At 67.2% G+C, this 23,583-nt stretch carries 18 protein-coding genes and 1 pseudogene; 8 read left to right on the plus strand and 11 right to left on the minus strand.

Annotation, left to right across the window (positions count from 1 at the left end; genetic code table 11):
* Positions 1–4: 4 nt before the first annotated feature.
* Complete coding sequence (locus ACOGJC_RS09540; protein WP_419844768.1) at positions 5–4,528, plus strand: DEAD/DEAH box helicase; 4,524 nt, start codon at positions 5–7, stop codon at positions 4,526–4,528.
* Between the two features lie 28 nt (positions 4,529–4,556).
* On the opposite strand, the gene dnaB is transcribed toward ACOGJC_RS09540, so the two are convergent.
* From dnaB to panB, 6 genes and pseudogenes are all read right to left on the minus strand, one after another.
* Entirely contained in the window at positions 4,557–5,936 is a 1,380-nt protein-coding gene (dnaB, locus tag ACOGJC_RS09545; RefSeq protein ID WP_419844769.1) for a replicative DNA helicase, read from the minus strand.
* Between the two features lie 156 nt (positions 5,937–6,092).
* On the minus strand, positions 6,093–6,539 hold the full coding sequence (gene rplI / locus ACOGJC_RS09550; RefSeq protein ID WP_419844770.1) for a 50S ribosomal protein L9: 447 nt from the start codon (positions 6,537–6,539) through the stop codon (positions 6,093–6,095).
* A gap of 269 nt (positions 6,540–6,808) precedes the next feature.
* Positions 6,809–7,051, minus strand: a pseudogene (gene rpsR, locus ACOGJC_RS09555) (30S ribosomal protein S18); the annotation flags it as partial.
* Positions 7,051–7,530: a single-stranded DNA-binding protein gene (gene ssb, locus ACOGJC_RS09560; protein WP_419844771.1), complete on the minus strand. Its 480-nt coding sequence runs from the start codon at positions 7,528–7,530 to the stop codon at positions 7,051–7,053. The gene ssb and the pseudogene rpsR, both read right to left, overlap by 1 nt.
* 15 nt (positions 7,531–7,545) lie before the next feature.
* Entirely contained in the window at positions 7,546–7,902 is a 357-nt protein-coding gene (gene rpsF / locus ACOGJC_RS09565; protein WP_419844772.1) for a 30S ribosomal protein S6, read from the minus strand.
* Positions 7,903–7,975: 73 nt separating this feature from the next.
* Positions 7,976–8,830, minus strand: coding sequence for a 3-methyl-2-oxobutanoate hydroxymethyltransferase (panB, locus tag ACOGJC_RS09570; RefSeq protein WP_419844773.1), 855 nt, complete (start codon positions 8,828–8,830; stop codon positions 7,976–7,978).
* 130 nt (positions 8,831–8,960) lie between these two features.
* Here panB and ACOGJC_RS09575 point away from each other — a divergent pair, with 130 nt between their 5' ends.
* Positions 8,961–10,358: an amidase gene (locus ACOGJC_RS09575; RefSeq protein ID WP_419844774.1), complete on the plus strand. Its 1,398-nt coding sequence runs from the start codon at positions 8,961–8,963 to the stop codon at positions 10,356–10,358.
* 47 nt (positions 10,359–10,405) lie between these two features.
* On the opposite strand, the gene ACOGJC_RS09580 is transcribed toward ACOGJC_RS09575, so the two are convergent.
* Complete coding sequence (locus ACOGJC_RS09580; protein ID WP_419844775.1) at positions 10,406–10,801, minus strand: DUF5318 family protein; 396 nt, start codon at positions 10,799–10,801, stop codon at positions 10,406–10,408.
* A gap of 171 nt (positions 10,802–10,972) precedes the next feature.
* On the opposite strand from ACOGJC_RS09580, the gene ACOGJC_RS09585 reads away from it, so the two are divergent.
* The 6 genes from ACOGJC_RS09585 to ACOGJC_RS09610 are packed head-to-tail and all read left to right on the plus strand — an operon-like array spanning position 10,973 to position 18,898.
* Entirely contained in the window at positions 10,973–11,710 is a 738-nt protein-coding gene (locus ACOGJC_RS09585) for a class II aldolase/adducin family protein (protein ID WP_419844776.1), read from the plus strand.
* Between the two features lie 20 nt (positions 11,711–11,730).
* On the plus strand, positions 11,731–14,148 hold the full coding sequence (locus ACOGJC_RS09590; protein WP_419844777.1) for a CaiB/BaiF CoA transferase family protein: 2,418 nt from the start codon (positions 11,731–11,733) through the stop codon (positions 14,146–14,148).
* A gap of 21 nt (positions 14,149–14,169) precedes the next feature.
* A complete protein-coding gene (locus ACOGJC_RS09595; RefSeq protein ID WP_419844778.1) occupies positions 14,170–15,045 on the plus strand; it encodes a hypothetical protein in 876 nt (291 codons plus the stop codon).
* Positions 15,046–15,084: 39 nt separating this feature from the next.
* The gene (locus ACOGJC_RS09600; protein WP_419844779.1) at positions 15,085–17,337 is read left to right on the plus strand and encodes a molybdopterin-dependent oxidoreductase; all 2,253 of its coding nucleotides are present in this window, start codon (positions 15,085–15,087) and stop codon (positions 17,335–17,337) included.
* 36 nt (positions 17,338–17,373) lie between these two features.
* On the plus strand, positions 17,374–18,462 hold the full coding sequence (locus tag ACOGJC_RS09605) for a phosphotransferase family protein (RefSeq protein ID WP_419844780.1): 1,089 nt from the start codon (positions 17,374–17,376) through the stop codon (positions 18,460–18,462).
* A 7-nt stretch (positions 18,463–18,469) separates the two neighbouring features.
* A complete protein-coding gene (locus ACOGJC_RS09610) occupies positions 18,470–18,898 on the plus strand; it encodes a nuclear transport factor 2 family protein (protein ID WP_419844781.1) in 429 nt (142 codons plus the stop codon).
* Positions 18,899–18,935: 37 nt separating this feature from the next.
* Here ACOGJC_RS09610 and ACOGJC_RS09615 read toward each other — a convergent pair whose 3' ends face one another.
* From ACOGJC_RS09615 to ACOGJC_RS09630, 4 genes are read right to left on the minus strand one after another with little or no spacing between them, the layout of a single operon-like run.
* A complete protein-coding gene (locus ACOGJC_RS09615) occupies positions 18,936–19,607 on the minus strand; it encodes a metal-dependent transcriptional regulator (protein ID WP_419844782.1) in 672 nt (223 codons plus the stop codon).
* 10 nt (positions 19,608–19,617) lie between these two features.
* Entirely contained in the window at positions 19,618–20,988 is a 1,371-nt protein-coding gene (locus ACOGJC_RS09620; protein WP_419844783.1) for a class I adenylate-forming enzyme family protein, read from the minus strand.
* The gene (locus ACOGJC_RS09625) at positions 20,985–22,649 is read right to left on the minus strand and encodes a class I adenylate-forming enzyme family protein (protein WP_419844784.1); all 1,665 of its coding nucleotides are present in this window, start codon (positions 22,647–22,649) and stop codon (positions 20,985–20,987) included. Before ACOGJC_RS09625 ends, ACOGJC_RS09620 begins: the two co-directional genes overlap by 4 nt.
* Entirely contained in the window at positions 22,649–23,578 is a 930-nt protein-coding gene (locus ACOGJC_RS09630; protein ID WP_419844785.1) for an LLM class F420-dependent oxidoreductase, read from the minus strand. The genes ACOGJC_RS09625 and ACOGJC_RS09630 overlap by 1 nt, the downstream gene beginning before the upstream one ends.
* Positions 23,579–23,583: the final 5 nt, after the last annotated feature.

Raw genomic sequence — 23,583 nt, forward strand, 5'->3', positions numbered from 1 at the left:
CGGCGTGGCTTCCCCTTCTAGTGCCGCGGCTGTTGAGGCGGGTGTTTGCGCTGATGTTGGCTATGGGTTTCATCCGGCGGTGGGGGCTTGGTTTGAGGGGCGGTTTCCGGGGGGGCCGACGGAAGCGCAGGCTGAGGGGTGGCCGGCTATTGCTTCGGGTCAAGACACGCTGATCGCCGCGCCCACTGGGTCGGGCAAGACCTTGGCCGGGTTCCTCATTGCCATTGACAATCTCTACAAGCGCCACGCCGCGGGCCGGACGGTGGCCAAGGCCAGCCAGGTGGTGTACGTGTCGCCGCTCAAGGCACTGGCCACCGACATCGCCGAGAACTTGGAGCGCCCCCTGGCCGAGATCGCCGAGGTGGCCCGGGCCCAGGGCTTCGAGCCCCCGCCGCTCACGGTGGCCGTGCGCACCGGCGACACCCCAGCCCACACCCGGGCGGCCATGATCAAAAAGCCGGCCAACTTCGTGGTGACCACCCCCGAGTCGCTCTACCTGCTGGTGACCGCGGCCAAGAGCCGCGAGGTGCTGCGCACCGTGGAGACGGTGATCGTCGACGAGATCCACGCCACGGCCCGAGACAAGCGGGGCAGCCACCTGGCCCTCACCCTCGAGCGCCTCGAGCACGTGGCCAACACCCGCCCCACCCGCATCGGCCTGTCGGCCACCCAGCACCCCATCGGTACCATTGCCGACCTCCTCACCGGCACGACCCCCGACACCGAGCCCGGCACCCACTGCACCATCGTGAACACCGGCCACCAGCGCAGCCTCGACATCCGCCTGGAGCTGTTCGACGACGAGCTCGAGGCGGTGATCTCCCACGCCCAGATGGACATGATCCTCGATCGCATGGCCAACCTCATCGGCGAGCACCACACCACCATCGTGTTCGTCAACACCCGCCGGATGTCCGAGCGCATCGCCCACCAGCTGGCCGAGCGCCTGGGCGACGACGCGGTGGCCGCCCACCACGGCTCTTTGTCCACCGAGCGCCGCATCCGCACCGAGCACCGCCTCCGAGCCGGCGACCTCAAAGCCCTGGTGGCCACCGCCTCGCTGGAACTGGGCATCGACATCGGCCCCGTCGAGCTGGTGTGCCAAGTGGGCTCGCCCCGCAGCATCGCCACCTTCCTCCAGCGGGTGGGTCGTTCCAACCACAGCCGCCATGGCACCCCTAAGGGCCGCCTGTGGCCCCTCACCCGCGACGAGCTCATCGAGTCGCTGGCCCTGCTCCACGCCGTACACCAGGGCCAGCTCGACGCCATCTGCCCCCCCGAGGCCCCGCTCGACATCCTCGTGCAGCAGATCATCGCCGAGGCCGCCGCCGACGACCACCACACCACCGACGGCCTCTACGAGCTATTCACCAAAGCCGCCCCTTACGCAAACCTCACCCGAGCGCAGTTCGACGAGGCCGTGCAACAGGCCGCCATCGGAGTGGTCACCGGCCGGGGCCCCCGGGGCGCCTACCTCCACTACGACTCGGTCAACCAAGAGGTGCGGGGCCGACGGGGTGCCCGGCTGGCCGCCCTCACCTCCGGCGGCGCCATCGGCGAGAACGGCGACTACCGGGTGGTGGCCGAGCCCGACGACACCTTCATCGGCACCGTCAACGAGGACTGGGCCGTGGAGTCGATGGCCGGCGACATCTTCCTGCTCGGCTCCCACTCCTGGCGCATCAAGCAGGTGGCCGCCGGCACCGTGAGGGTGATCGATGCCGGCGACGCCCCGCCTACCGTCCCTTTCTGGCTGGGCGAGGCCCCCGCCCGCACCGCAGAGCTTTCCCAGCAGGTGTCCGACCTGCGCGCCCGTATACACAGCCTCCTGCCCCAAAGCCCCGACGCCGACCCCCTCGACGAGGAGGCGCTCAACACCGCCACCGAGCAATTCGCCCTCACCCACAACACCACCAACGAGATCGCCGAGCAGGCCGTGACCTACATCGCCGCCGCCCAAGCCACCCTCGGCACAGTCCCCACCAAAGACGACATCGTGTTCGAGCGTTTCTTCGACGACACCGGCGGTCAGCAGCTCGTGGTCCACTCGCCATACGGCGGCCGCATCAACCGGGGCTTCGGCCTGGCCCTGCGCAAGCGCCTGTGCCGCCGCTTCGACTTCGAGCTCCAGGCTGCAGCCAACGACAACGCCATCATCTTGTCGCTCGGCCCCCACCACAGCTTCCCCCTCAGCGATGTCCCTCAGTTCCTGCACCCCGACTCGGTGGAGGAGGTGCTGACCCAGGCCGTGCTGGACTCGCCCATGTTCGCCGCCCGGTGGCGCTGGAACCTCAACCGGGCCCTGGTGGTGCTGCGCAGTCGGGGTGGAAAGCGCAACCCGCCCCCCATCCAGCGCATGGAGGCCGACGACATCATGGCCGCCGTGTTCCCCGGCGCAGCCGCCTGCCAGGAGAACGTCGCCGGCCCCATCGAGATCCCCGACCACCTTCTGGTGCGCCAAACCCTCCACGACACCCTGCATGAGGCTCTCGACGTCGAAGGCCTCACACAGCTCCTCTCCCGCATCCGCTCCGGCGAAGTCCGCACCCACTTCTGCAACACCACCGAGCCCTCCCCCCTCAGCCACGAGATCGTCAACGCCCGCCCCTACGCCTTCTTGGACGACGCCGAACTAGTCGACCGTAGAACCAACGCCGTCACCGTCCCCCGAGGCCTCCGCCCCCGCCAAGACCGCCAACCCCCCACCCTCGACCAATCAACCCTCGCCCAAATCACCCCCGACGCCATCACCCAAGTAATCGAAGAAATAACCCCCGACCCCAGAACCCCCGACGAACTCCACGACCTCCTAACCACCCAAGTAATCACCCACCCCAACCCCCAATGGCAAGAGCTCTACGAAGCCCTAGAAGAAAAAAACCGCGTCCAATCCCTGGAAACCCCAAGTAACCACCTCCTCTGGACCACCACCGAGCTAGCAGAGACTGCCCTTAACCCCAACATGGCCACCGAAACCATCCGAGGCCACCTCGAAGCAACGGGCCCAACAACTCCCGAGCAGCTGTCCGCCCAAACCACCCTTCCAATAACAATGGTCCACCAGTCATTAGCCGCCCTAGAAGCCGAGGGAGTGGCCATGCGCGCGGATCACCTACCTCCCGTGGCAAGTTCAGATCGGTTGCTCCCAGAGGTTTTGGCTGGCCAAGGAGATGACGTAGGTGCCTCATCAGCGGTGAGCGCCCAACACCCCCCCTACCAACAAAAAAAGGGGGCTGCCCCAACGGTAGGCGTGGTGGTGGGTGGCCGGGCTCTGGGCGCCCGCCGCCCGGACTCCATGGAGGACGGCGGGCTGAGCCCGGACAGGACCCGCCACCACGCCGGTGGAACACAAGAACTCTGGTGCGCCAGAAGACTCCTCCAACGCATGTCTTATCTATCAAGACGCCAAAAGCGTCAGTCAGTCCAAGCGGCCTCCCCCCAAGACTTCATGAGATTCCTCCTCGACTGGCACCACCTAACCCCCGACACCACCGTCAGAGGCCGCCCCGGCCTAACCAAAGTCCTAGAGCAACTCCAAGGCCTCGACCTCCCCGCCGGCGCTTGGGAACAACAGATCATCGCCAAACGCCTCCCCGACTACGACCCCCTCTGGCTCGACGAGCTCTGCTACCGCGGCGAGCTCGCCTGGCTCCGCCTCACTCCTCCAACAACGCCAGCCAAAGCCAACAACATGGCCCCGAGGAAGGCCACCCCCATCACCCTCGTCTTCCGAGAAGACCTTTCCTGGCTCCTCGCCGCCGCTAGAACAGCCAGCCCCGCAACACCCGAAACAGGTCCTGTCCAAGAGATCGTCGAGCTCCTCGAGTCCCAGGGCGCCAGCTTCCTGCCCGATTTGGCGACCGCCACCAACCGACTGCCCGACGATGTGGAAAGAGCCCTGTGGAACGGCGTCGCTCTCGGCCTGTTCACCGCCGACGGCTTCGCCGCCGTGCGAGCTCTGCTGAACCGCTCAAGCCGCCGCCCCACCCGCCGCCCCGGCCCTCAGCCGCGCTCTCCAGCCCTTCGCACCCGCGCCCAGCGCATGAACCGCACCTTAACGATGCGCTCTCCCGCCCAAACCCACGCCGCCCCCGGGCGCTGGTCGCTCGTCCCCCAGCCCGAGCAGTACCCCACCGAAGACCTCGCCGAAGCCGTCGCCCAGCAGCTCCTCGCCTGCTGGGGCGTCGTGTTCCGCAGCCTTGCCCACCATCCGGCCACCCCCACCGCGACCCCCTGGCGAGACATCCTCAAGGCCCTGCGCCGCTTCGAAGACCGGGGCCTGGTGCGAGGCGGCCGCTTCGTGGCCGGCCAAAGCGGCGAGCAGTTCGCCCTCCCCGCGGCCGCCGATCAGCTCCAAAAGGCCCGCCGCCGCCCCCGCACCAGTCAACAAGTAACCATCGCCGCCTGCGATCCCCTCAACCTCACCGGCATCCTCTTCGAAGGCTCCCGAATCCCCGCCACTCCCAACAACACCCTCACCTACACCGACGGCCTACCCGACCCATCCGAGGGTCGACAATCAGCCTGATGAGTGAGCGGCTGGTTACGGCGTCCCGCTATGCCCCGCGGGCCATGTTGGCGAAGCGGGTGTGGTGTTTGATGAAGGCTAGGCGGGCCTTGCCGGTAGGTCCGGTGCGGTGTTTGGCCACCAGCACTTCGGCGGTGCCCGCGTCTTGGGTTTCGGGGTTGTAGACCTCGTCGCGGTATAAGAACATGACGATGTCGGCGTCCTGCTCGATCGAACCCGACTCCCGCAGGTCGGCGAGGATGGGCCGTTTGTCCTGGCGCTGTTCCAGATTTCGAGACAGCTGGGATAGCGCCACCACCGGGCACTGAAGCTCACGGGCCAAGATCTTGAGCCCCCGGCTGATCTCGGAGACCTCTACTTGGCGGTTCTCGGCGGTGTGGCGGCCGGTCATGAGCTGGAGATAGTCGACGATGACCATGCCCAATTCGCCGGTTTGGCTGCGCAGCCGCCGGGATTTGCCTCTGATCTCCATGATGGTCACCGCGGGATTGTCGTCGATCCAGATGGGCGCCTCGGCAAGTCGTCCGAGCGCGTTGCTGATGTCAGTCCAGTCCTGGTCGTTAAGCTTGCCGGTGCGAACCCGGGTGGCATCCACACGGGCCTCGGCGCACAGGATCCGCTGGCTGATCTCGAGCTGGCTCATCTCTAGCGAGAAAACCAACACCGGCTTGTGGGCCCGGATGGCAGCGTGGGCGGCCATGCCCAGTGCGAAGCTGGTCTTGCCCACCGAGGGCCGAGCACCGACCACCACGAGGGTGTTGGGCTGAAGTCCGCTGGTGATCTCGTCCAAGTCGTTGTAGCCGGTGGGCGTGCCGGTAATGACATCGCCTTGCTCGTAGAGCTTCTCGATGCGCTCCAAGTTGGCCGGCAAGAGCTCGGCCAGGCTGGCCGTGGTATCGCCCATGCGGTCGGCGGCCAGCCGGTACACCATGGCCTCGGCCGAGTCCACTGTCTTGACCACGTCGTCGGCACCCTCATAGCCCAGATCGGCGATCTCCCCGCCGACTTCGATCAGCTTCCTGAGAGTGGCTGCCTCATGCACGATGTTGGCGTATTTGGCCGCATTGGCCGATGCCGGGGTGCCGGTCTGGAGTTTCACCAATGCGGCGTTGCCCCCCACCTTGTCGGCTAATCCCCGTCGGTTTAGCTCGGCGGCCACTGTCACCGCATCGGCCGGCTCTCCTTGGGCGTACAGCGAGCACACCGCCTCGTACACATGAGCGTGCGCTGGCCGATAGAAGTGCTCGGGGCGGATCAAATTCACCGCATCAGCGATGGCGTCGCGGCTCAACAGCATCGCGCCCAACAGGGCTTCCTCGGCATCCAGGTCGTGGGGCGGCACACGCCCCAAGCGCGTCGGCGGCGCTGAGGACCGGCCGTCGTCGGAATAGTCGAATGGATCGCTCACCACTGCGCCTATTGTCCAAGTGGCAGTGACAATTGCTCTGCCCGACCGGATTCCACGGTTGCCTACTCTGGCAAACCCTTCATGTGGGCCGCTAGGGGAAGCGTTGTTGAAATCGGGGTATAACCTGGGGATTTACCGAGAACGGCGTTTCCAGGGCTACTCGGCGGCAATTACCTCAACGGTGATGGGGAACTCCACCTCGGGATGGGGTTTGGCCGTAACCATGTGGCTGCCAAGCTCTTTGATCCCGTCGGAGGACAGGGCCTTGCGCTCCAGCATGATGTTGGCCTGCTCGGCCACGGCCCGCACGATGTCGGCGGTGGTTACCGAGCCGAACAGCTTGCCCTCTTCTCCGGCCCGAGCCGCAATGTGAATGGGAGTAGACACCAGCCGGCTGGCCATTTCCTGGGCCTCGGCCAACTCCTTGGCATCCCGCAGCTCACGCGAGCGGCGCATGCGCTCCGCTTGGCGCTCGGCCCCGGCCGACGACTTGAACGCCTTGCCAGCGGGGATCAAGAAGTTGCGGGCGTAGCCGTCGGCCACTTCCACCACATCGCCCTTCTTGCCCAACTCGTCCACGTTGTCACGCAGTACGATCTTCATGAGGCAGTCTCCTCGTCGCCCTCCATCGCGTCGGTTGGCTGCTCGTCGCCTGCTTCCGGAGCGACCATCTCCGAAACAGCCGCCTCCACCATGGCCGCTTCTGCACCCATCACGTCGTCGCCGATCTCCGAGACTTCCAACTCGTCGTCGTCCATCTCCCCTGCCCCCCGCATGCCGGGTGGCGGTGCAGTGGGCTGGGGGGCCGGTCCGTCGACGCGGTTGTCGTCGCGCATCCGGGTTGCACTGCGCTGGGTGGTGATCCGATTGTTGTAGGGCAACAGCGCCATCTCTCGGGCGTTCTTGATGGCCCGGGCGATCTCCTTTTGCTGCTGTTGGTTGTTGCCGGTCACCTGTCGGGCCCGGATCTTGGCCCGGTCCGACATGAACCGCCTCAGCAGGTTGATGTCCTTCCAGTCCACATAGCCGATGCCCTCTTGAGTGAGGACGCTGACCTTCTTCTTGCGGCGCCGGCTGATGTCCTTGGCCCTCGGCTTCTTGAGTCCCTTAGCCATCAGAACGGCTCCTCGTCAACCTGGTAGTCAGGCGCCTGGCTGCGCTGCTGGCGCCCGCCGCCGCCCTGCTGGCGCCCGCCGCCGCCCTGCTGGCGGCCCCCACCGCCCCCGTCGCGCCGTTCGTTCCGGATCACCTCTGCTGTCGCCCAGCGCAGGCTGGGGGACACCTCCTCGGCGATAATCTCGACCTTGGAGCGGCGGTCGCCGTCCTGGGTTTCCCACGATCGCTGCTCTATCCGCCCGCTGACGATCACCCGAGTGCCCTTCACCAGGCTCTCGCTAACGTTTTCGGCCAGCGTGTCCCAACAGGTCACGTCGAAGAACGACACCTGTTCCTCGGTCTCGTTGGTCTGGCGGTTCTGCCAGCGCCGGTTCCAAGCCAGCCCGAAGGTGGCCACGGCGCTGCCGCCGGGGGTGAATCGAAGCTCTGGGTCTCTGGTGATGTTTCCGGTAACGGTCACTGTGTTGTTGAGTGCCATGTCTGTCTCCTTGGGTTACCCGGCCGTGGCCAGGGGGGTACCGTCGCCCAACAGGCCGCGTCGGGCGGCCTCTGCGTCGGGCAGACGGATCAGCTTGTGGCGGACCACATCGTCCGCAAGTTGAAGGAGACGTTCCAGGGTGCCCATATCGCGCGTCTCGGTCGCGAACTCGAGAACTAGGTAATAGCCCTCGTGTTGATGGTTGATCTCGTAGGCGAAGCGGCGCTTGCCCCACCGGTCTTCAGACATCACCTGACCTCCGTGGGCGTTGACGTTGTCCGCAACCTGCTCGATGCGGGCGGCCACGTCGGATTCCTCCACGCCCGCGTCCATGATGATCATCAATTCGTATGCCCGCATGGCGAGCTTCACCTCCCTACGGTCCCGGTGCTGACCGGGGCCCCGATCGCCGGGGCAGGGTCTTGTTTCGGGGAAACTCTACCGGCTATCCCCGGTGCCCGTACAGGCCGAGCGCCATTTCCTCGTCGGGGTTCATCTCGTAGCACTCTGCTGGTTCGGGGAAGGCCCCGGAGCGCACATCGGCCGCAAACCGAGCCAGGGCGTCCACTCCGTCGGAGTGCATGGTGGCGTAGCGGCGCACGAATCGGGGGAGCATCCGGGTCTCCAGCCCCAACACGTCGTGGAACACCAGCACTTGGCCGTCGCAGTGGCCGCCTGCGCCGATCCCGATGGTGGGCACGTCCACCGCATCGGTGATCATCTGGGCAACCGCGGCCGGCATCCCCTCCAAAACGATGGAGAAGCATCCAGCGTGAGCCAGCGCCTTGGCGTCGGCCACCAGGCCCAGCGCAGCCTCGCTGTCGCGCCCCTGCACTCGGAAGCCACCCTGGGCCAATACCGATTGGGGAGTCAGCCCCAGATGGCCCATGACCGGCACCTGGGCCGAAACGATGGCCTCGATCATCGGGACCCGCTCGGCCCCGCCTTCCAACTTCAGCGCCTGGGCCCCAGCCCGCACCAGCTTGGCCGCGTTGGTCACCGTGTCGGCCGTGGTCACGTGGTAGCTCATCCACGGCATGTCGGCCACCACCATCGCCCTGGGGCGAGTGCGGGCCACGGCCGCAGTGTGGTGGGCCATCTCGTCGACGGTCACACTCATGGTGTCGTCGTGGCCCAGCACCACCATGGCCACCGAGTCGCCCACCAAAATCAGGTCGGCACCTGCCTCATCGGCCATGCGAGCGCTGGGAGCGTCATAGGCGGTGAGCATGACCAATGGGTCGGCGCCCAGGCTTCGCTTGCGTTTGCTGATAGCCGGCGCGGTGAGCTTCGTGCCCATCGTTGTTCTCCTTCCCCGTCCAGCGCACTTCGGCTGCCGGCGGTCGCCCCTTACTCTAGCCCATCGTCTCAGCCATCGTGCCAACCCCTCGCCTGCATCAAGCTGGTGGATGGCCGCTAACTTCGGGGCCATGGATGATTTGTTGGATCGGATTGACGCAGTGGGGCTGGCCGATGCCATTCGGGCCGGGGAGGTGTCGGAGGCCGAGGTGCTCGACGCCACGATGGCCCGCATCGACGAGCGCAACCCGGAGCTGAACGCCATCACCACCTTGGTAGAGCCTGAGCCAGCAGCCGAAGGGCGGCTTCGGGGGGTGCCGTTCGCCATCAAAGACCTGCACTTCGCGATGCGGGGCACGGTGACAACCCACGGGTCGCGGTACTTCGCGGATGCCCCGATCGATGACCACGACGCCGAGGTGGTCCGCCGCTACCGTGAGGCAGGGCTGGTGCTGGTGGGTCGAACCAACTCCCCTGAGCTCGGCCTGTCCACCACCACCGAGCCCGCCCTGTTCGGCCCGTGCGCCAACCCGCTCGATCCCTCTCGCAGCGCGGGCGGCTCCAGCGGCGGGGCGTCGTCGGCGGTGGCTTCGGGGATGCTGACCGCGGCTCATGCCTCCGATGGGGGCGGCTCTATCCGGATTCCGTCGTCGGCCTGCGGGCTATTCGGGCTCAAGCCCAGTCGGGGCCGGGTCAGCTTCGGCCCTAATGCTGGGGAGGGGTGGAGCGGCTACTCCTGCACCCATGCCATCACCCGCACGGTGCGCGACAGCGCCGTGATGCTTGACGCCATCTCGGGGCTGGCCATCGGCGATCCCTATGTGGCGCCTGCGCCCGACACCACCTTCGAGGCTGCTATGGCGGTGCCGCCGCCCCCGCTGCGGATCGCGGTGTGGGACGGCTCGGCCGACGGTATTGAGATCGACGAGGTGGCCCGGGGGGCGTTGGATGCCGCGGTGGCGCTGTGCGAGGAACTCGGCCACCACATTGAGGAGGCCGACCTGCCGATACGCCGGGGGATGGGCTCGCCGCAGGGGATCATCACCACATCGAACATCGCCGCGCTGATGGCCCGGCGCGAGGCAGCATGCGGGCGGCCTCCCGGCGAGGGCGATCTAGAGCCGCTGGCCGCCTCCATGGTGGCTCGGGGCGCTGACATATCGGGTCCCGATTATGCCCAGGCCGTGCTCGACAGCCACCTGATGGGTCGCAAGATGGGCCAGTACCACGCCTCGGGGATCGACCTAGTGCTCACCCCCACCCTGGCCCGGGTGCCGCCCCCACTGGGCGAGCTGATGGCTGACGCCGACGACGTGGCCACGTGGGGCGCCCGCCAGGGGGCCTACAGCCCGTTTTGCGCCATGGCCAACGCCACCGGCCAGCCGGCCATGTCGGTGCCCCTGCACTGGGACGACCGGGGGCTCACGGTGGGCAGCCACTTCCTCGCTCCCTACGGCGACGAGGCGCTGCTGCTCAGGCTGGCCGCCCAGTTGGAGCAGGCCCGCCCGTTCTGGCCCCAGCCCCGCTAGCGCCTCCGCTCAGCGGGGCGAGGGGCAATCAGCAGGGCGATGGGAGGTCAGCAGGGTTGCAGCACGTAGCTCCGGAGAAGGTGGTTCCAGCGGCAGTCGGGGCACACCTCCACCTCGTAGCAGGTGAACCGGCCCTTGCGTTGGGCCAGCTTGGCGATCTCCGCGGCGTAGCTGATACAGCGGCCGTGGGCCGGTAACCGGGGACCGAACACGTACGACACCAGGGCCAGCTCGTCTCCCTGGCACACCGGGCACGGCTCGCCTGCCGGTGTGCCCACCTCCCGGCCAGCTCGCACAAGCTCCGGATGGGCATCACACACATCGTCGGCCATCCGGGTGCCGCTCAAGAGCCGTTGCAGCACATGGGCTCGCACCAAGCGGTAATCCACCGTCGAGGCGGGCTCGGGCTGAACCCCTACTGCTGCGGCCATCGAGTCGGCCATGGCGACAGAGTAGCCACATCTGTCAAGCGCGCGGTCGCTCAAAGGGCCGACATGTTCCGTCGGTTTTCCGCTACAATCCGGCGGCTTTGCTCATATCGCCGCATCGCGATTCGGCGGCTCTGACCCCCCGCAGCAAGGCCGTTTGCCTTCTGCGCCCACTACTGTGGGCCCATGGCGTTCACCCCCACTGCTGAGAAGCTGATCCCCGATCTGTCCACCGCCGAGGAGCTGGTGCTGTTGGCCCGTTGCCTTTGGAGCGAGGGCTACAACGACCACCTGGCCGGCCACATCACCGTCAACATGGGTGACGGCACGTTGATGTGCAACCCCTGGCTCGTCACCTGGGATGAGCTGCGCCCCAGCCAGGTCATCCTCATCGACCTCGACGGCAACGTGGTGGAGGGCGACTGGCCGGTACCCCCCGGCATCCCCCTCCACCTGGAGCTGCACAAGCTGCGCCCGGGCGTGGCGTGGGCCATGCACAACCACCCCCTGTACGGCACGGTGTGGGCCGACATGGCCGAGGTGCCTCCGGCGATGGACCAGTCGTCGTCGCTGGGCGGAGGCGAGTTGGTGCTGGTAGACGAGTACGACGGTGCAGTCAACGACCCCAGCTCGGCTCGCAGCGCCTGCGTGAAGATGGGCGACGCCGAGCTGGCCCTGCTCGCCGGCCATGGCGTGTTCGTGTTGGGCAACTCGGCCCGGGCCGTGCACCAGCGAGCGGTTGCCCTTGAGCAGCGCTGCCAGCGGGCCTGGCACATCCGAGCGGCGGGCGGTGAGCTGTCGCCGGTGCTGCCCGACAGCTACGTGCAGATGATGAAGGGCAGCAAAGGCGACAACTTCATCGGCTTCTGGGAGGCGATGGTGCGAGCCGAGCTGCGCCGCGATCCCGACTTGTTGTCCGGCTGATCGACCAAAACGCCAACACGATGAGCGGCGCCCTCGACGGCATCAGAGTCCTCGACCTGTCCACTCGGATGGCCGAGGCCACCGGGAAGGCTCTGGCCGACCTGGGGGCCGAGGTGATCAAGGTGGAGCCCCCCGGAGGGTGTGATGCCCGCTCCACCCCGCCGTTCGCCCAAGACGGCCGCTCGCTGTTCTGGGAGGCGTGGGGCCTGGGCAAGCACAGCGTGGTGTGCGACATCGACAGCCCCGAGGGCCAGGGGCAGCTGCGGGCCATGGTGGCGGGAGCCGATGTGCTGGTGGAGTCATTCGCCCCCGGCTATCTGGCCGACCGCGGCCTCGGACCCGACGATCTGGCTGCGGTGAACCCCGCCCTGGTGTATGTGTCGGTGACCCCGTTCGGCTTCGGCACCCCTGATGCCGCGGTGCCCATGGTCGATTTGACCCTGTCGGCCGCGGGCGGGCTGTTGGGTATGCAGGGCGACCACGACCGGGTACCCACTCCGGTGGGCTACCCCGAGACGTCGTTCCTCGGAGCCATGCAGGCCGCGGCCGACGCCGCGATGGCGCTGTGCGAGCGCGACCGCAGCGGTGTGGGCCAGCACCTCGACAGCTCGATTCAAGCCGCGGTGATGTGGTCGCTGATGTCGATCACCAGCTACGCCGCTTTGGGCCAGGACTTCCCCGGCCGAGGCGACGATCGGGCCGACGTGACCCACCCCGAGATCGTCCCCGGCGTGCGCATGCCGTTCATCGAACCCTGCGACGACGGATTCGTGGGCATGACCCTGGTGCTGGGCGACCAGGGCAACCGGGGCATGAAGTCGCTCATGGCGTGGGTGATCGCCGAGGACGCCCTCGACGAAGACCTGTGCGAGGTGGACTGGGAGCGCTATCTCGAGCTGTTGGGCGACGGGACCTTGGCGCCGGCCGACGTCAATCGGGCCCTTGGCCAGATGCTTGATTTCATCAAGACCAAGACCCAGGCCGAGATCCAAGTGCACGCGGTGGCCGGCAAGATGCTGGTGGCCCCCTGCTACACCTCGGCCTATCTGGCCAGCGACCCCCAGCTGGCCGCCCGGGACTTCTGGGTGGAGGTGGAAGGCGCCACCCACGCCGGGCCGTTCGCCCGCCTGTCGGCCACCCCCATCGCCTACCGCCACCCAGCCCCCGCCCTAGGCCAGCACCAAGAGATACTGGAGAGCCTCGACCCCGTTGCTGAGCCGGAAGCCCCCAGTCGGGTGTGGGCGGCGCCCCGGGGCGCGCTGTTCGAGGGCCTGAAGGTGGCCGATCTGTCGTGGATCGCGGCCGGACCGCTCATCTCCAAAGACCTGGCCAATCTGGGCGCCACGGTGGTGCGGGTGGAAACCGAGGCCCGCCTCGACACCCTGCGCTGGATCCCCCCGCACCTGCCCCACGCCTCGCCCATGAGCGCTGGGCATCCCATGGCGAACATGAACCAGTCAAAGCTGGGCCTGGGGCTCAACTTCACCGTTCCCGAGGCCCAAGCGGTGATCGACCGGATGATCGCGTGGGCCGACGTGGTGGTGGAGAACTACACCCCCGGCACCGCCGACCGCCTCGGCTTCGGCTATGAGCACGTGGCGACCCTCAACCCCAAAGCGGTGATGCTCTCGAGCTGTATGAGGGGCCAGACCGGCCCTGAGGCCCGCCACACTGGCTTCGGGCTCCACGGCGCCTGTTTGGGCGGCTTCACCGCCATCACCGGTTGGCCCGACCGGGCGCCACTCGCCCCCTGGGGGGCCTACACCGACTTCATCTCTCCCCGCTATGCCCTGTCGGCTCTCGGGGCGGCGCTGCACCACCGCAATCGCACGGGAGAGGGCCAGTACATCGACCTGTCTCAGATCGAAGCCTCGATCCACTTCCTGGCCCCGCTGGTGCTGGAGTACCGCGACAGCGGCCGGATTCGCACCCAGGCCGGGCTCAGCTCCGAGCGGGCTGCCCCCCACGGCGTGTACCGCAGCGCCGGCATTGAGCGCTTCTGCGCGGTGGCCACCGAGACCGACGAGCAGTGGGAAGCGCTGTGCTCGGTGGTCCCCGGGCTGCAAAAGGTGGACAACCGATGGTCTGAAACGACGGCCGCAGATGAGATCTTGGCCGAGTGGTTCGCTCCCCGCGACGGCTTCGAGGCCGCCCAACAGCTCCGGGACGCCGGCGTGCCCGCTTACGTGGCCCTGCGGGCCAGCGACTTCTACGCCGACCCCAACTTGGTGGCCCGGGAGTTCTTCATCGAACTCGACCACGGCGCCATCGGCACCATGACCTTCGACGGCCCCGTCACCCTGTTCTCCGCCACCCCCGCCCGCCCCTGGCGGGCGGGACCCCTGGTCGGCGAGCACACCCAGCAGGTGATGTCGGACATTCTCGGCTTCTCCGACGACGAGATCACCGCGCTGGCCGCCACCGGCGCCCTGACCTAGTTGCCCGAAGGAGGCATACCTATGACTGCCAGCGAGCCTGATCGGACCCCAGCCGACCGCTCGGTGTATGAGCGTTTGGCGCTGCATCTGCCCAACGACATTGGCATCGGCAGCGCGCTGATCACCATGGTGGAACCCCACGAGGGCCAGGAATACGAGTACAACCGCTGGTACGAAGACGACCACTTCTTCTCCGGGGCCATGCACGGCCCCTGGGTGTACGCCGGACGGCGCTGGGTGGCCCCCCGGGCGTTGCGCGACCTGCGCCCCGCCGTGGACGAGCCCGCCTTCGATCCCCCCGACGCCGGCTGCTACATCTCGCTGTACTGGAGCACGCCGGGCCACGAGGACGACACCGAGCGGTGGAGCTTTCTGGCCATGGCCGAGGCCCTCATGCCCCACGGTCGGGGCTTCCCCCAGCGCGACCACGTCTACACCGCCTTCCACCACTACCGATTCGGCGTCGTGCGCCCGGGCAGCGGCCCCATGAAGCCCCATTTGGCGCTGAACCACCCCTTCGCCGGGCTGGTGGTGGAAGTAGTGGACGCCGCCACCGTCGCCGATCAGGAAGCGCTCGAGCAGTGGCTGGCCCACGATCACCTGCCCTCGGTGATTCTGGGCTCGCCCGCGGTGATGTGTTTGGCGTTCGCCCCCCGGGAGTTCGCCCAGGGCCGCATCGAACAGCCCGGAACCCCGCCGGTGGCCCCCACCGCCAAAGTGGGCCAGCGCCTGTGCCTGCTGTGGTTCTTGGAACAGGATCCCGCCGAGGTGTTCCCCGCCGCCTTCGCCTCCCACCACGCCGCCCTCACCACCCACCCCCGCGCCTCCCTGGCCCTGTCGGCCCCATTCATCCCCACCGTCCCCGGCACCGACCTCTACGTCGACCAACTCCGCTGACTTCGAGCGCCATTACCGGCCCTCACTAACATCGCTGGAGTGAGTGCCGAAACCCAAGCCCCCGAATCGTCCAGCAACGGCGACCAGGTAAAAACCCATTTGAGGACCTGTCCGCTGTGTGAGGCCATGTGCGGGATGGTGGTCAAGACCGAGGGCGAAAAGGTGCTGCCCCCCATCCGGCCAGACCGCGACGACGTGTGGAGCAAGGGCTTCATCTGCCCCAAGGGCACCACGCTGGGCCACTTGCACGAGGATCCCGACCGGGTGCGCGTGCCGCTGGTCAAAGACGAGAACGGCACCTTCCAGGAGGCCACTTGGGAGGAGGCCTACGCCCGGTGCGAGGAGCTGCTCCACGGCGTGCGCGACGCCCACGGCACCGAGGCCATTACCTACTACATCGGCAACCCCGCGGCCCACAACTTCTCCATCAGCCGCTATGTGGGCGCGCTGGTGATGCTCTCGGGCGTGCAGATGGGTTATTCGGCGGGCACGGTGGATCAGTGGCCCAAGAACGTGTCGTCGCAGTGCATGTACGGCAACTCCTGGACATTCCCCACCCCCGACATCATGCGCACCCAGTACCTGGTGGTGATGGGAGCCAATCCCCACGCCTCCCAGGGCAGCCTTCTGGCCTGCCCCGACGTGCTGGGCGAAATGGACAAGATCCGCGAGCGGGGCGGCAAGTGCGTGGTGGTGGACCCCCGCCGCACCGGCACCTGCGACCACGCCGACGAGTGGGTGCCCATTACGCCCGGCACCGACGCCGCCTTCTTGCTGGCGCTGTGCCATGTGCTGTTCGACGAAGGCCTCGTCGAGCTGGGCACCATGGCCGGCCACGTGAACGGCCTCGACGAGGTTCGGGCCCTGGTGGCCGACTGGACACCGGAGATGGTGGAGGCCACCACCCAGGTGCCGGCTGAGACCACCCGCCGCTTGGCTCGGGAGATCGCCGCGGCCGACAGCGCCTGTGTGTACGGCCGTATCGGGCTGTGCAACCAGGAGTTCGGCACGCTGGCCTCCTGGCTCATCGACGTGGTGAATTTGCTCACCGCCAACTTCGACGTGCCCGGCGGGATGATGTTCGGCAACCCCGTCGCCCCGGCCATGGCTACCCTCAACTTCGAGGAGCCCAAGGAGCCCGAGTTCGGCCGCTGGCACAGCCGGGTGCGGGGCGCCCCCGAGGTGCTGGGCCAGGTGCCGGTGTCGTGCTTGTCGGAGGAGATCATGACCCCCGGCGAAGGGCAATTGAAGGCGCTGGTGGTGGTGGCCGGCAACCCGGTGATCAGCTCGCCGGAGGCCGGTCGCCTCGACGAGGCCCTGCCCATGCTGGATGCCATGATCTGCATCGACAACTGGGTCAACGCCACCACCCGCCACGCCGATGTGATCCTGCCCGGGCTGTCGCCGCTGGAGCAGCCCCACTGGGACGAGATGATCTGGTCGTGGGCCGCCCGCACCGCGGGCAACTGGTCGGACCGGATCTTCGACTTCGGCGACCGCCCCGACGAGTGGGAGGTGCTGGTTCGGGTGGGCGCGCTGATGGGCGGCCAGTCCAACGACGACATCGACGAGAAGACCATCGACGACGGGTTCTTCTCCGGAATCTGCATGTTCTTCGGCCTCGATCCTGAGCACGTCCTGTCGCACTACGACGAGGGCGGCCCCGAGCGGATGACCGATCTCATGATCCGGGTGGGCCATCTGGGCGACCGCTACGGCGAGAATCCCGACGGGCTTACCCTTCAGGACTTCAAGGACAATCCCCACGGCCTGGACTTCGGGCCAATGGTGCCCCGCGTGCCCGAGATCCTCCACACCCCGTCGGGCAAGATCGAGATGGCCCCGCCCTACATCACCGCCGATGTGGGCCGGCTGCACCGCCGTTTGGGCCGCGACGATGGGATGGTGCTAGTGAGCCGCCGCCACGTGCGCTCCAACAACTCATGGATGCACAACGTGAAGGTGCTGGTAAAGGGCAAGGACCGGTGCACCCTGCTGGTGCACCCCGACGACGCCGACGGCATCGGCCTGGCCGACGGGACGGTGGCCCGGGTGAGCACCGAGATCGGCAGCATCGAGGTGCCCGTAGAGGTGAGCGATGAGATGATGCCCGGTGTGGTGTGTTTGCCCCACGGCTGGGGCCACAACCTTGACGGCGTGCAGCTTTCAGTGGCCAAGGAGTTCGCCGGCGTCAACAACAACTTGCTGGCCCCGGGCGAGCTGGTGGACGAGATCTCCGGCAACGCCATCGTGAACGGGATCAAGGTGGAAGTGGTCCCCGTCCCCGCCTGATATGTCGCCGGTTCCGGTGGGTATTCTCAAGCTTCTATGGCTATCCCCCAAGACCGCGACATCGATGCCCTCAAGGCCTCCCTGTCCGACTGGATGAACACCCGCCCCGGCGTGTCCGACGCCGAGGTGACCTTCTTGGTGAACCCCGAAGCCTCCGGGTTCAGCAATGAGACCCTGGTGTGCGACGCCGTCTACACCCTCGACGGCCAGACCCGCGACTCGGGCATCGTGGTGCGCAAACGGCCCACCGACTACGCCATCTTTCCCACATACGACATGAGCGTGCAGTACCGGAGCATGCAGAACATGGCCGCCTGCGGCAGCGTGCCCGTGCCCGAGGTGCTGTGGGTGGAGGACACCGGCGACGTGCTGGGCGAGCCGTTCTTCATCATGGAGCGACTGCACGGCCGGGTGCCCACCGACAACCCGCCGTTCTTCCAGGAGGGCTGGGTGTTCGAGGCCACCGCTGAGCAGCAAGCCACGCTGTACAACTCGTCGGTGGACACACTGGCCGCGGTAGCTCGCACCGACTGGAAGGCCAACGGCTTCGACTTTGTGGAGCGCCCCGAGTACGGCGGGCCGGGGTTCGCCCAGCAGCTCGGCTATCAGCGCTTCTACGCCGACTGGGCCGCTGAGGACCGGCCCAAGCCGCTGATCGACGCCGCGTTGGACTGGTTCGACACCAACGACCCCTCCGGGTCGATGCCCACTGAACTGAACTGGGGCGACGCCCGGCCCAGCAACCTCATGTACGGCAACGACTTCAACGTGATGGCCGTGTTCGACTGGGAGATGGCCGACCTGGGTCCCGGCGAGGTGGATCTGGGCTGGTTCCTGTACATGAACCGGTTCTTGAGCGAGGGCGCCGACATCGACTGGCTGCCCGGATTCGCCGATCGCGACGGCACCATTGCCCGCTGGGAGCAGGCCATGGGCCGCAAGGCCGAGCACATCGACTACTTCGAGGCTTGGGGCTGTCTGCGGTTTTGCATCATCATGGTGGCCATCGTGAACATGCAGGTGAAGTACGGGACGTTCCCCGCCGATTTCGGCGCCCAATACGAGAGGGTCAACCCGTCCACTCAGATGCTGGCCCGGTACCTGGGCATGCCCGAGCCCGAGTGAGGCTGCTGTGAGCGAGACCGAGAACCGAGCGCTGGCCGAGGCGCTGTTCGCCGCCCTAGAGCGCATGGACTGGGCCGCGGTGGCCGAGCTGTTCACCGAAGACGGCACCTACCAGGACATGCCCTTCGAGACCGACTCCGGCGGCACCGAGGGCCACGCCGGCATCATCGGCAAGCTTGAAGTGGGCCTGAGCACCCTGGAGCGCTTCGAACTGGGGGTGACCGACATCTGGGTGGACGGCGACAACGTGCTGGTTGAGCGGGTGGAGGTCTGGTACCACCCCGACGGCACTGTGGCCAGCCTCCCCGTGCTGTGCCGCCTCCAAATCCGCGACGGAAAGATCGCCCACTGGCGCGAGTACTGGGACTACAACTATCTCATCGCCCAGCAGCCCGACACCTGGCTCCCTCAATCGCCCCGCCCTCGCTGGGACTGACTGAATTTCCCCCCGGGATCGCCGGGCTGGGCTCGAATCAGGCCGCGGTTACGAAGATGCGCTCGCTGGCAAAACCACCGATGCCGACGTGGTTGCCGTCGATCTCCACGGTGGTGGTTCCGTCGGGTGAAGAGGCGGTGATGATCCCCTGGGCGCCGGGGATTACCGAGGAGCCCTCCAAGAAGTCGAGCAGTCCCTCGGTGAATTCCAGCTCTTCGGTGATGCGGGTGACCACAAACCGCTCTCCCACCCCGACTTCGGCGAGCGCTTGCGTTGCGGGGGCCTGGTAATCGGATCCGGGGATGGGGTTGCCGTGAGGGCAGGTGGTGGGATCGTCGAGCACCCGCATCATGGCCTGCTCCACCAAAGGCGAAATGACGTGCTCCCACTTGCCAGCTTCAGTGTGGGCATCGGCCCACGACAGGCCCAGCACCTGGGTGAGAAAAACCTCGGCCAGTCGATGGCGGCGCACCACTCGCTCGGCCAAATCCATCCCGTCGGGAGACAGCTCGATGGTGCGACCCTTCAAGGTAACCAGGCCCTCGGACTCCAGGCGGTGGATCATCTCGGACACCGCGGGGCGGGACACCTCCAGTCGCTCGGCCACTCGGGCCTGGATGACGTCGACATCGTCTTCGGCGAGCTCGAAGATGGTCTCGCAATACTCTTCGAACGCCGGGTGCCACTCGGGGGTCTGGTATTGAGCCACGACTGACAGTCTATCGAGTGGAGTCCTCCAATAGCCGGGCCAGTTCAGACTTGTCGGGCTTTCCCGAGGCCATCTTGGGCATCTCGACAACTGGGATGAGCCGCTCGGGGGTCATGAACCGGGCGGCGCCGGTTTCGGCAAACCAGCGGCGGCACTCGTCCAAGTCGAATAGGCCGTCGGCCACCACGAAGGCGGACACTCGCTCGCCGAGGCGATCGTCGGGCTCCCCCAACACCACGGCCTGGCTGACCGCCGGGTGGGACTCCAAGATGGCCTCCACCTCGGTGGCGTCGATGTTCTCGCCGCCGCGGATGATCTTCTGACCCAGCCGTCCGACCACGGTAAGAAAGCCGTCGTCGTCGATGTGGCCCAGATCGCCGGTTCGGAACCAGCCGTCATCGGTGAAGGCGGCCGCGGTGTGGGCAGGATCGAGGTAGCCGACGGTCACCTCGGGACCGTGGACCTGGATCTCGCCGGTCTCGTCGAGCCTGATCTGGGTGGGGGAGAACGGACGGCCGTCGGTGTTGGCCATGCGCTCGGGGTCGTCGTCGTTGGTGCAGGTGGTGACGGTGGGGGCCTCGGTGGAGCCGTAGGCCCGCTTGACGGTGCATCCGAAGGCCTCTCGGGCCCGATGCACGAAGGCAGGGGTCACGCTGGAGCCGCCGATGGAGAGGAACCGGAAGGAGGCGGTACGGCTGGGACTGAAGTCGGGGTGGCCCATGAGATCGTTGAAGAAGGTGGGTGGGCCGATCATGTAGGTGGCCTGCTCGTGTTCGATGAGGCGCAGAGCCTCGGCTGGATCCCAGCGAGCCATGAGCACGGTCTTCATGGAGAGCGCTCCGGGGATGAGCACGCCGTGCAGGAGGCCGGCTACGTGAGCCAGCGAAGCGGGGAACAGCACGGTGTCGTCGGCGTTGAGGCCACTGATGTGTATGTATTGGCGGACCTTGTAGGCGATGGAAGCTTGGGTGTGGACCACCCCCTTGGGGACGCCCGATGACCCGGAGGTGAACATGATGAGGGCCCGGTCGTCGGGGTTGGTCGGAGCGGGGGGACGGGGAGAGGGGTCCCCGGCCGCGTGGTCGGCGGGGTCGAAAAGCCGGTCCAGGCCGAGAAGGGCGAGCGCATGATATCGCTGGCGGCCACCGTCGGCGTAGAGCAGGGGGACGGGCACCGCGCCAGCTCGCCAACAGGCCCGGTAGGCGACTACTCCTTCGGGCCCGGTGGGTAGCTGGAAGGCGGTGGGCTGGCTCGGCTCGAGGTCAGCCGATGCTCGGTCGGCCCAGTCGATCACCTCGTCGGTGGACAGGCGACGGTCACCGGCCACGATGAGGTCGTCCCGCCGAGGCACGACGGTGAGAAGGTCGTGGATGAAGGTCATCCGCTGAAGCGCTCCGTGAGGATGCGCTTCACGCCCATGAGATCGATCTTGCCTGAGTCGAGCCAGGGCAACGCATCGGGAGTGTTGTAGACGGCGAGATGACGGGGAACCTTGTAAGAGGCCACCCGCTCAGCGACATATGTCTTGAGCTCTTCGCCGATGAGCGGCTGTCCCGGCCTCAGCACCACCGCCGCGGCCACGTCTTCGAGGCGGTCGGGGTGGGGCACGCCGCACACGAAGGCGTGCATGACCTGATCCAGTTCCTCGATAACCAGCTCGATCTCGCGGGGGGCAATGTTCATGCCCGACGACTTGATCAAATCACCCATCCGGCCGGTGAAGTAGAAGTAGCCGTCGTCGTCGAAGTAGCCGCTGTCGCCAGTGCAGTACCAGCCGTCGGGAGTGAAGGTGTCGGCCCGGTCCACCTTGTACAGCCGGGACATGAGGGCGTAGCCCCGCACCCACACCTCACCCCGCTCCCCCGTCGGGCAGTCTTCCCCGGTCTCGGGGTTCACGATCCGGTGCTCCATGCCGGGCACCGCCCAGCCGAATGAGCCCCGCTTCTCCTCGGGCAGCCGGGCCCCCATCTTGCCCAGGGTGTGGGGCCCCAGAGTCTCGGTCATGCCCAGGGAGTTGACTCGCAGTTCGGGATCGTCGATCTGCTTTTCGGGGGGCAGGAGGTCATACAGGCTGCCCCCCCGCACCGAGGAGAGATCGCGCTGGACGAAGTCGGGGTGGTTGGTGAGCAGCTGGGCCATGTGGGGCCAGCCCACGACAATGGACACCTTCTCCTTCTCGATGAGAGCCAAGGTGGCACCGGGCTCGAACCGCTCGTCGAAGATCAGGCAGGTCCCGGCGTAAATCGACCCCACCAGCCCCATCACCATGCCCCCTACCCAGAACAGGGGCATCGCCGAGTAGATGCGGTCGCCCACTTCCAAGTCCCGAAACTGCCACAGGTTGTGGGCGTGGCACACCACCGCCCCCTGGGTGTGAACCGCCCCTTTGGGCGAGGAGGTGCTGCCCGACGTGTAGACCACAGTGAACTCGTCGGCCGGGGTCACCTCGGCCTCGGCTGCCGACAGCACCTCGTCGCTCACGGCTTCACCGGCGGCCACCAGATCGTCCATCGACGAGGCCCAGGGGGAATCGTTCTGGCCCCATACCCACACCGAGCGCAGGAGGGGGTGCGAGGGGGAGGCGATAACCGGGTCGTGGCCGGGGGAAACGACCTCTTCGAGCCGGGCCAGGTAGTCGTGGCCCAGATAGCGGGACACGCTCAGCAGCACTTGCACATCGGCGTGGCGCAACACCCAGTCGAGCTCCCGGGCCTTGTAGTAGGTGTTGGCCAGCACGCCGATAGCCCCGATGCGGCCGATGGCCAACCAGGTTGCGATCCAGTCGGGACTGTTAGGGGCCAACAGCCCCACCCGGGTGCCCTTGCCCACTCCGATGGCCAGGAAGCCCTTGGCGATGGCCGCCGAGGCCGCGTCAGCGTCGGCGAAAGTCATCCGCTGGTCACCGAGCACGCCGAGTTCCAGGGGGCCGTAGGCATCGACCGCCTGCCGGATCATGCGGGGAACGGTCGGTTCGAAGGGCGGGAAGTCGACCGGGTGGACCGGGGCGGGGACGGGCAGCTCGCCGGAGCCGAGATCAGGCACTACGTGTTCTGGGAGGGGGCGATGACGGTTTCGCCGTAGCGGCGCATGGTGTCCAAGGTGGCTTCGATGTCGTCGCCGGGGAGGTTGACGGTGATCCAGGTGACGCCCAGCGCCTCCAGGTCGGCCAGGGCGGCGATGTGGGCGTCGGCGTCGAAATCGGGGTCGGCTGGTCGGCCGCCAACGTGGTTCAGATAGCTGACGTCGATGTCGGCCGGATCCCGGCCGGCCTCGTCCACATAGGTCCACAGCTCGTCGAGCAGGGCCGCCAAGTCGTCCAGGGTCTCCAACGGCGGGGTCCTGGCCGTGGTGGCCAACACCCGGGGGGCGGGGAACGGGGTCCAGCCGTTGGCCACAGTGGCCACCCGCCGGCGGGCCCGCTTGGAGTTGCCACCGATCCAAATGGGCGGATGGGGCTTTTGGACCGGCTTGGGGTTGGCGGTCTGGCCCAGGGCGGTGAAGGTGCTGCCCTCGTAGGCGAAGTCGTCGGTGGTCCAGATGCCGATCATGGCCTCGATGGCCTCGTCGAAGATCTGGTTGCGGTTGTTGAAGTCGACGCCGAGGGCCTTGAACTCGCCCTTGAGGTAGCCGGAGCCGGTGGCGAAGATGAACCTCCCGCCGGAGAAGGCGTCGACGGTGGCGATGGCCTTGGCCATGATGAACGGGTTCCGGTAGGGCACCACCACGATGTTGGGAATCAGCTTGATGCGGTCGGTGACCGCGGCGCAGAAGGCCAAGGCGGCGAACGGGTCGACGGCGTCGTGACCGCCGGCATTGAGCCAGCGGTCGGTGGGAGCGGGATGGTCGGTGAAGCCCAGCCCGTCGAACCCGGACTCCTCGGCGGTGCGGGCGAAGTCCACCACCCCTTGCTTGGTGATCAGCCTCTGGTCCCACGGGTGGGCCACCATCGGAAACGTCACTGCGAACTTCATGAATC

The organism is Candidatus Poriferisocius sp. (genome assembly GCF_965204015.1).
Taxonomy (GTDB): Bacteria; Actinomycetota; Acidimicrobiia; order Acidimicrobiales; family Bin134; genus Poriferisocius.

Coding starts and splice junctions, on each gene's coding strand:
- rplI (WP_419844770.1), bottom strand. CDS start 6,539: ATGAAGATCGTACTGCGTGACAACGTGGACGAGTTGGGCAAGAAGGGC.
- ssb (WP_419844771.1), bottom strand. CDS start 7,530: ATGGCACTCAACAACACAGTGACCGTTACCGGAAACATCACCAGAGAC.
- panB (WP_419844773.1), bottom strand. CDS start 8,830: ATGGGCACGAAGCTCACCGCGCCGGCTATCAGCAAACGCAAGCGAAGC.
- ACOGJC_RS09575 (WP_419844774.1), top strand. CDS start 8,961: ATGGATGATTTGTTGGATCGGATTGACGCAGTGGGGCTGGCCGATGCC.
- ACOGJC_RS09580 (WP_419844775.1), bottom strand. CDS start 10,801: ATGGCCGACTCGATGGCCGCAGCAGTAGGGGTTCAGCCCGAGCCCGCC.
- ACOGJC_RS09585 (WP_419844776.1), top strand. CDS start 10,973: ATGGCGTTCACCCCCACTGCTGAGAAGCTGATCCCCGATCTGTCCACC.
- ACOGJC_RS09590 (WP_419844777.1), top strand. CDS start 11,731: ATGAGCGGCGCCCTCGACGGCATCAGAGTCCTCGACCTGTCCACTCGG.
- ACOGJC_RS09595 (WP_419844778.1), top strand. CDS start 14,170: ATGACTGCCAGCGAGCCTGATCGGACCCCAGCCGACCGCTCGGTGTAT.
- ACOGJC_RS09605 (WP_419844780.1), top strand. CDS start 17,374: ATGGCTATCCCCCAAGACCGCGACATCGATGCCCTCAAGGCCTCCCTG.
- ACOGJC_RS09620 (WP_419844783.1), bottom strand. CDS start 20,988: ATGACCTTCATCCACGACCTTCTCACCGTCGTGCCTCGGCGGGACGAC.
- ACOGJC_RS09630 (WP_419844785.1), bottom strand. CDS start 23,578: ATGAAGTTCGCAGTGACGTTTCCGATGGTGGCCCACCCGTGGGACCAG.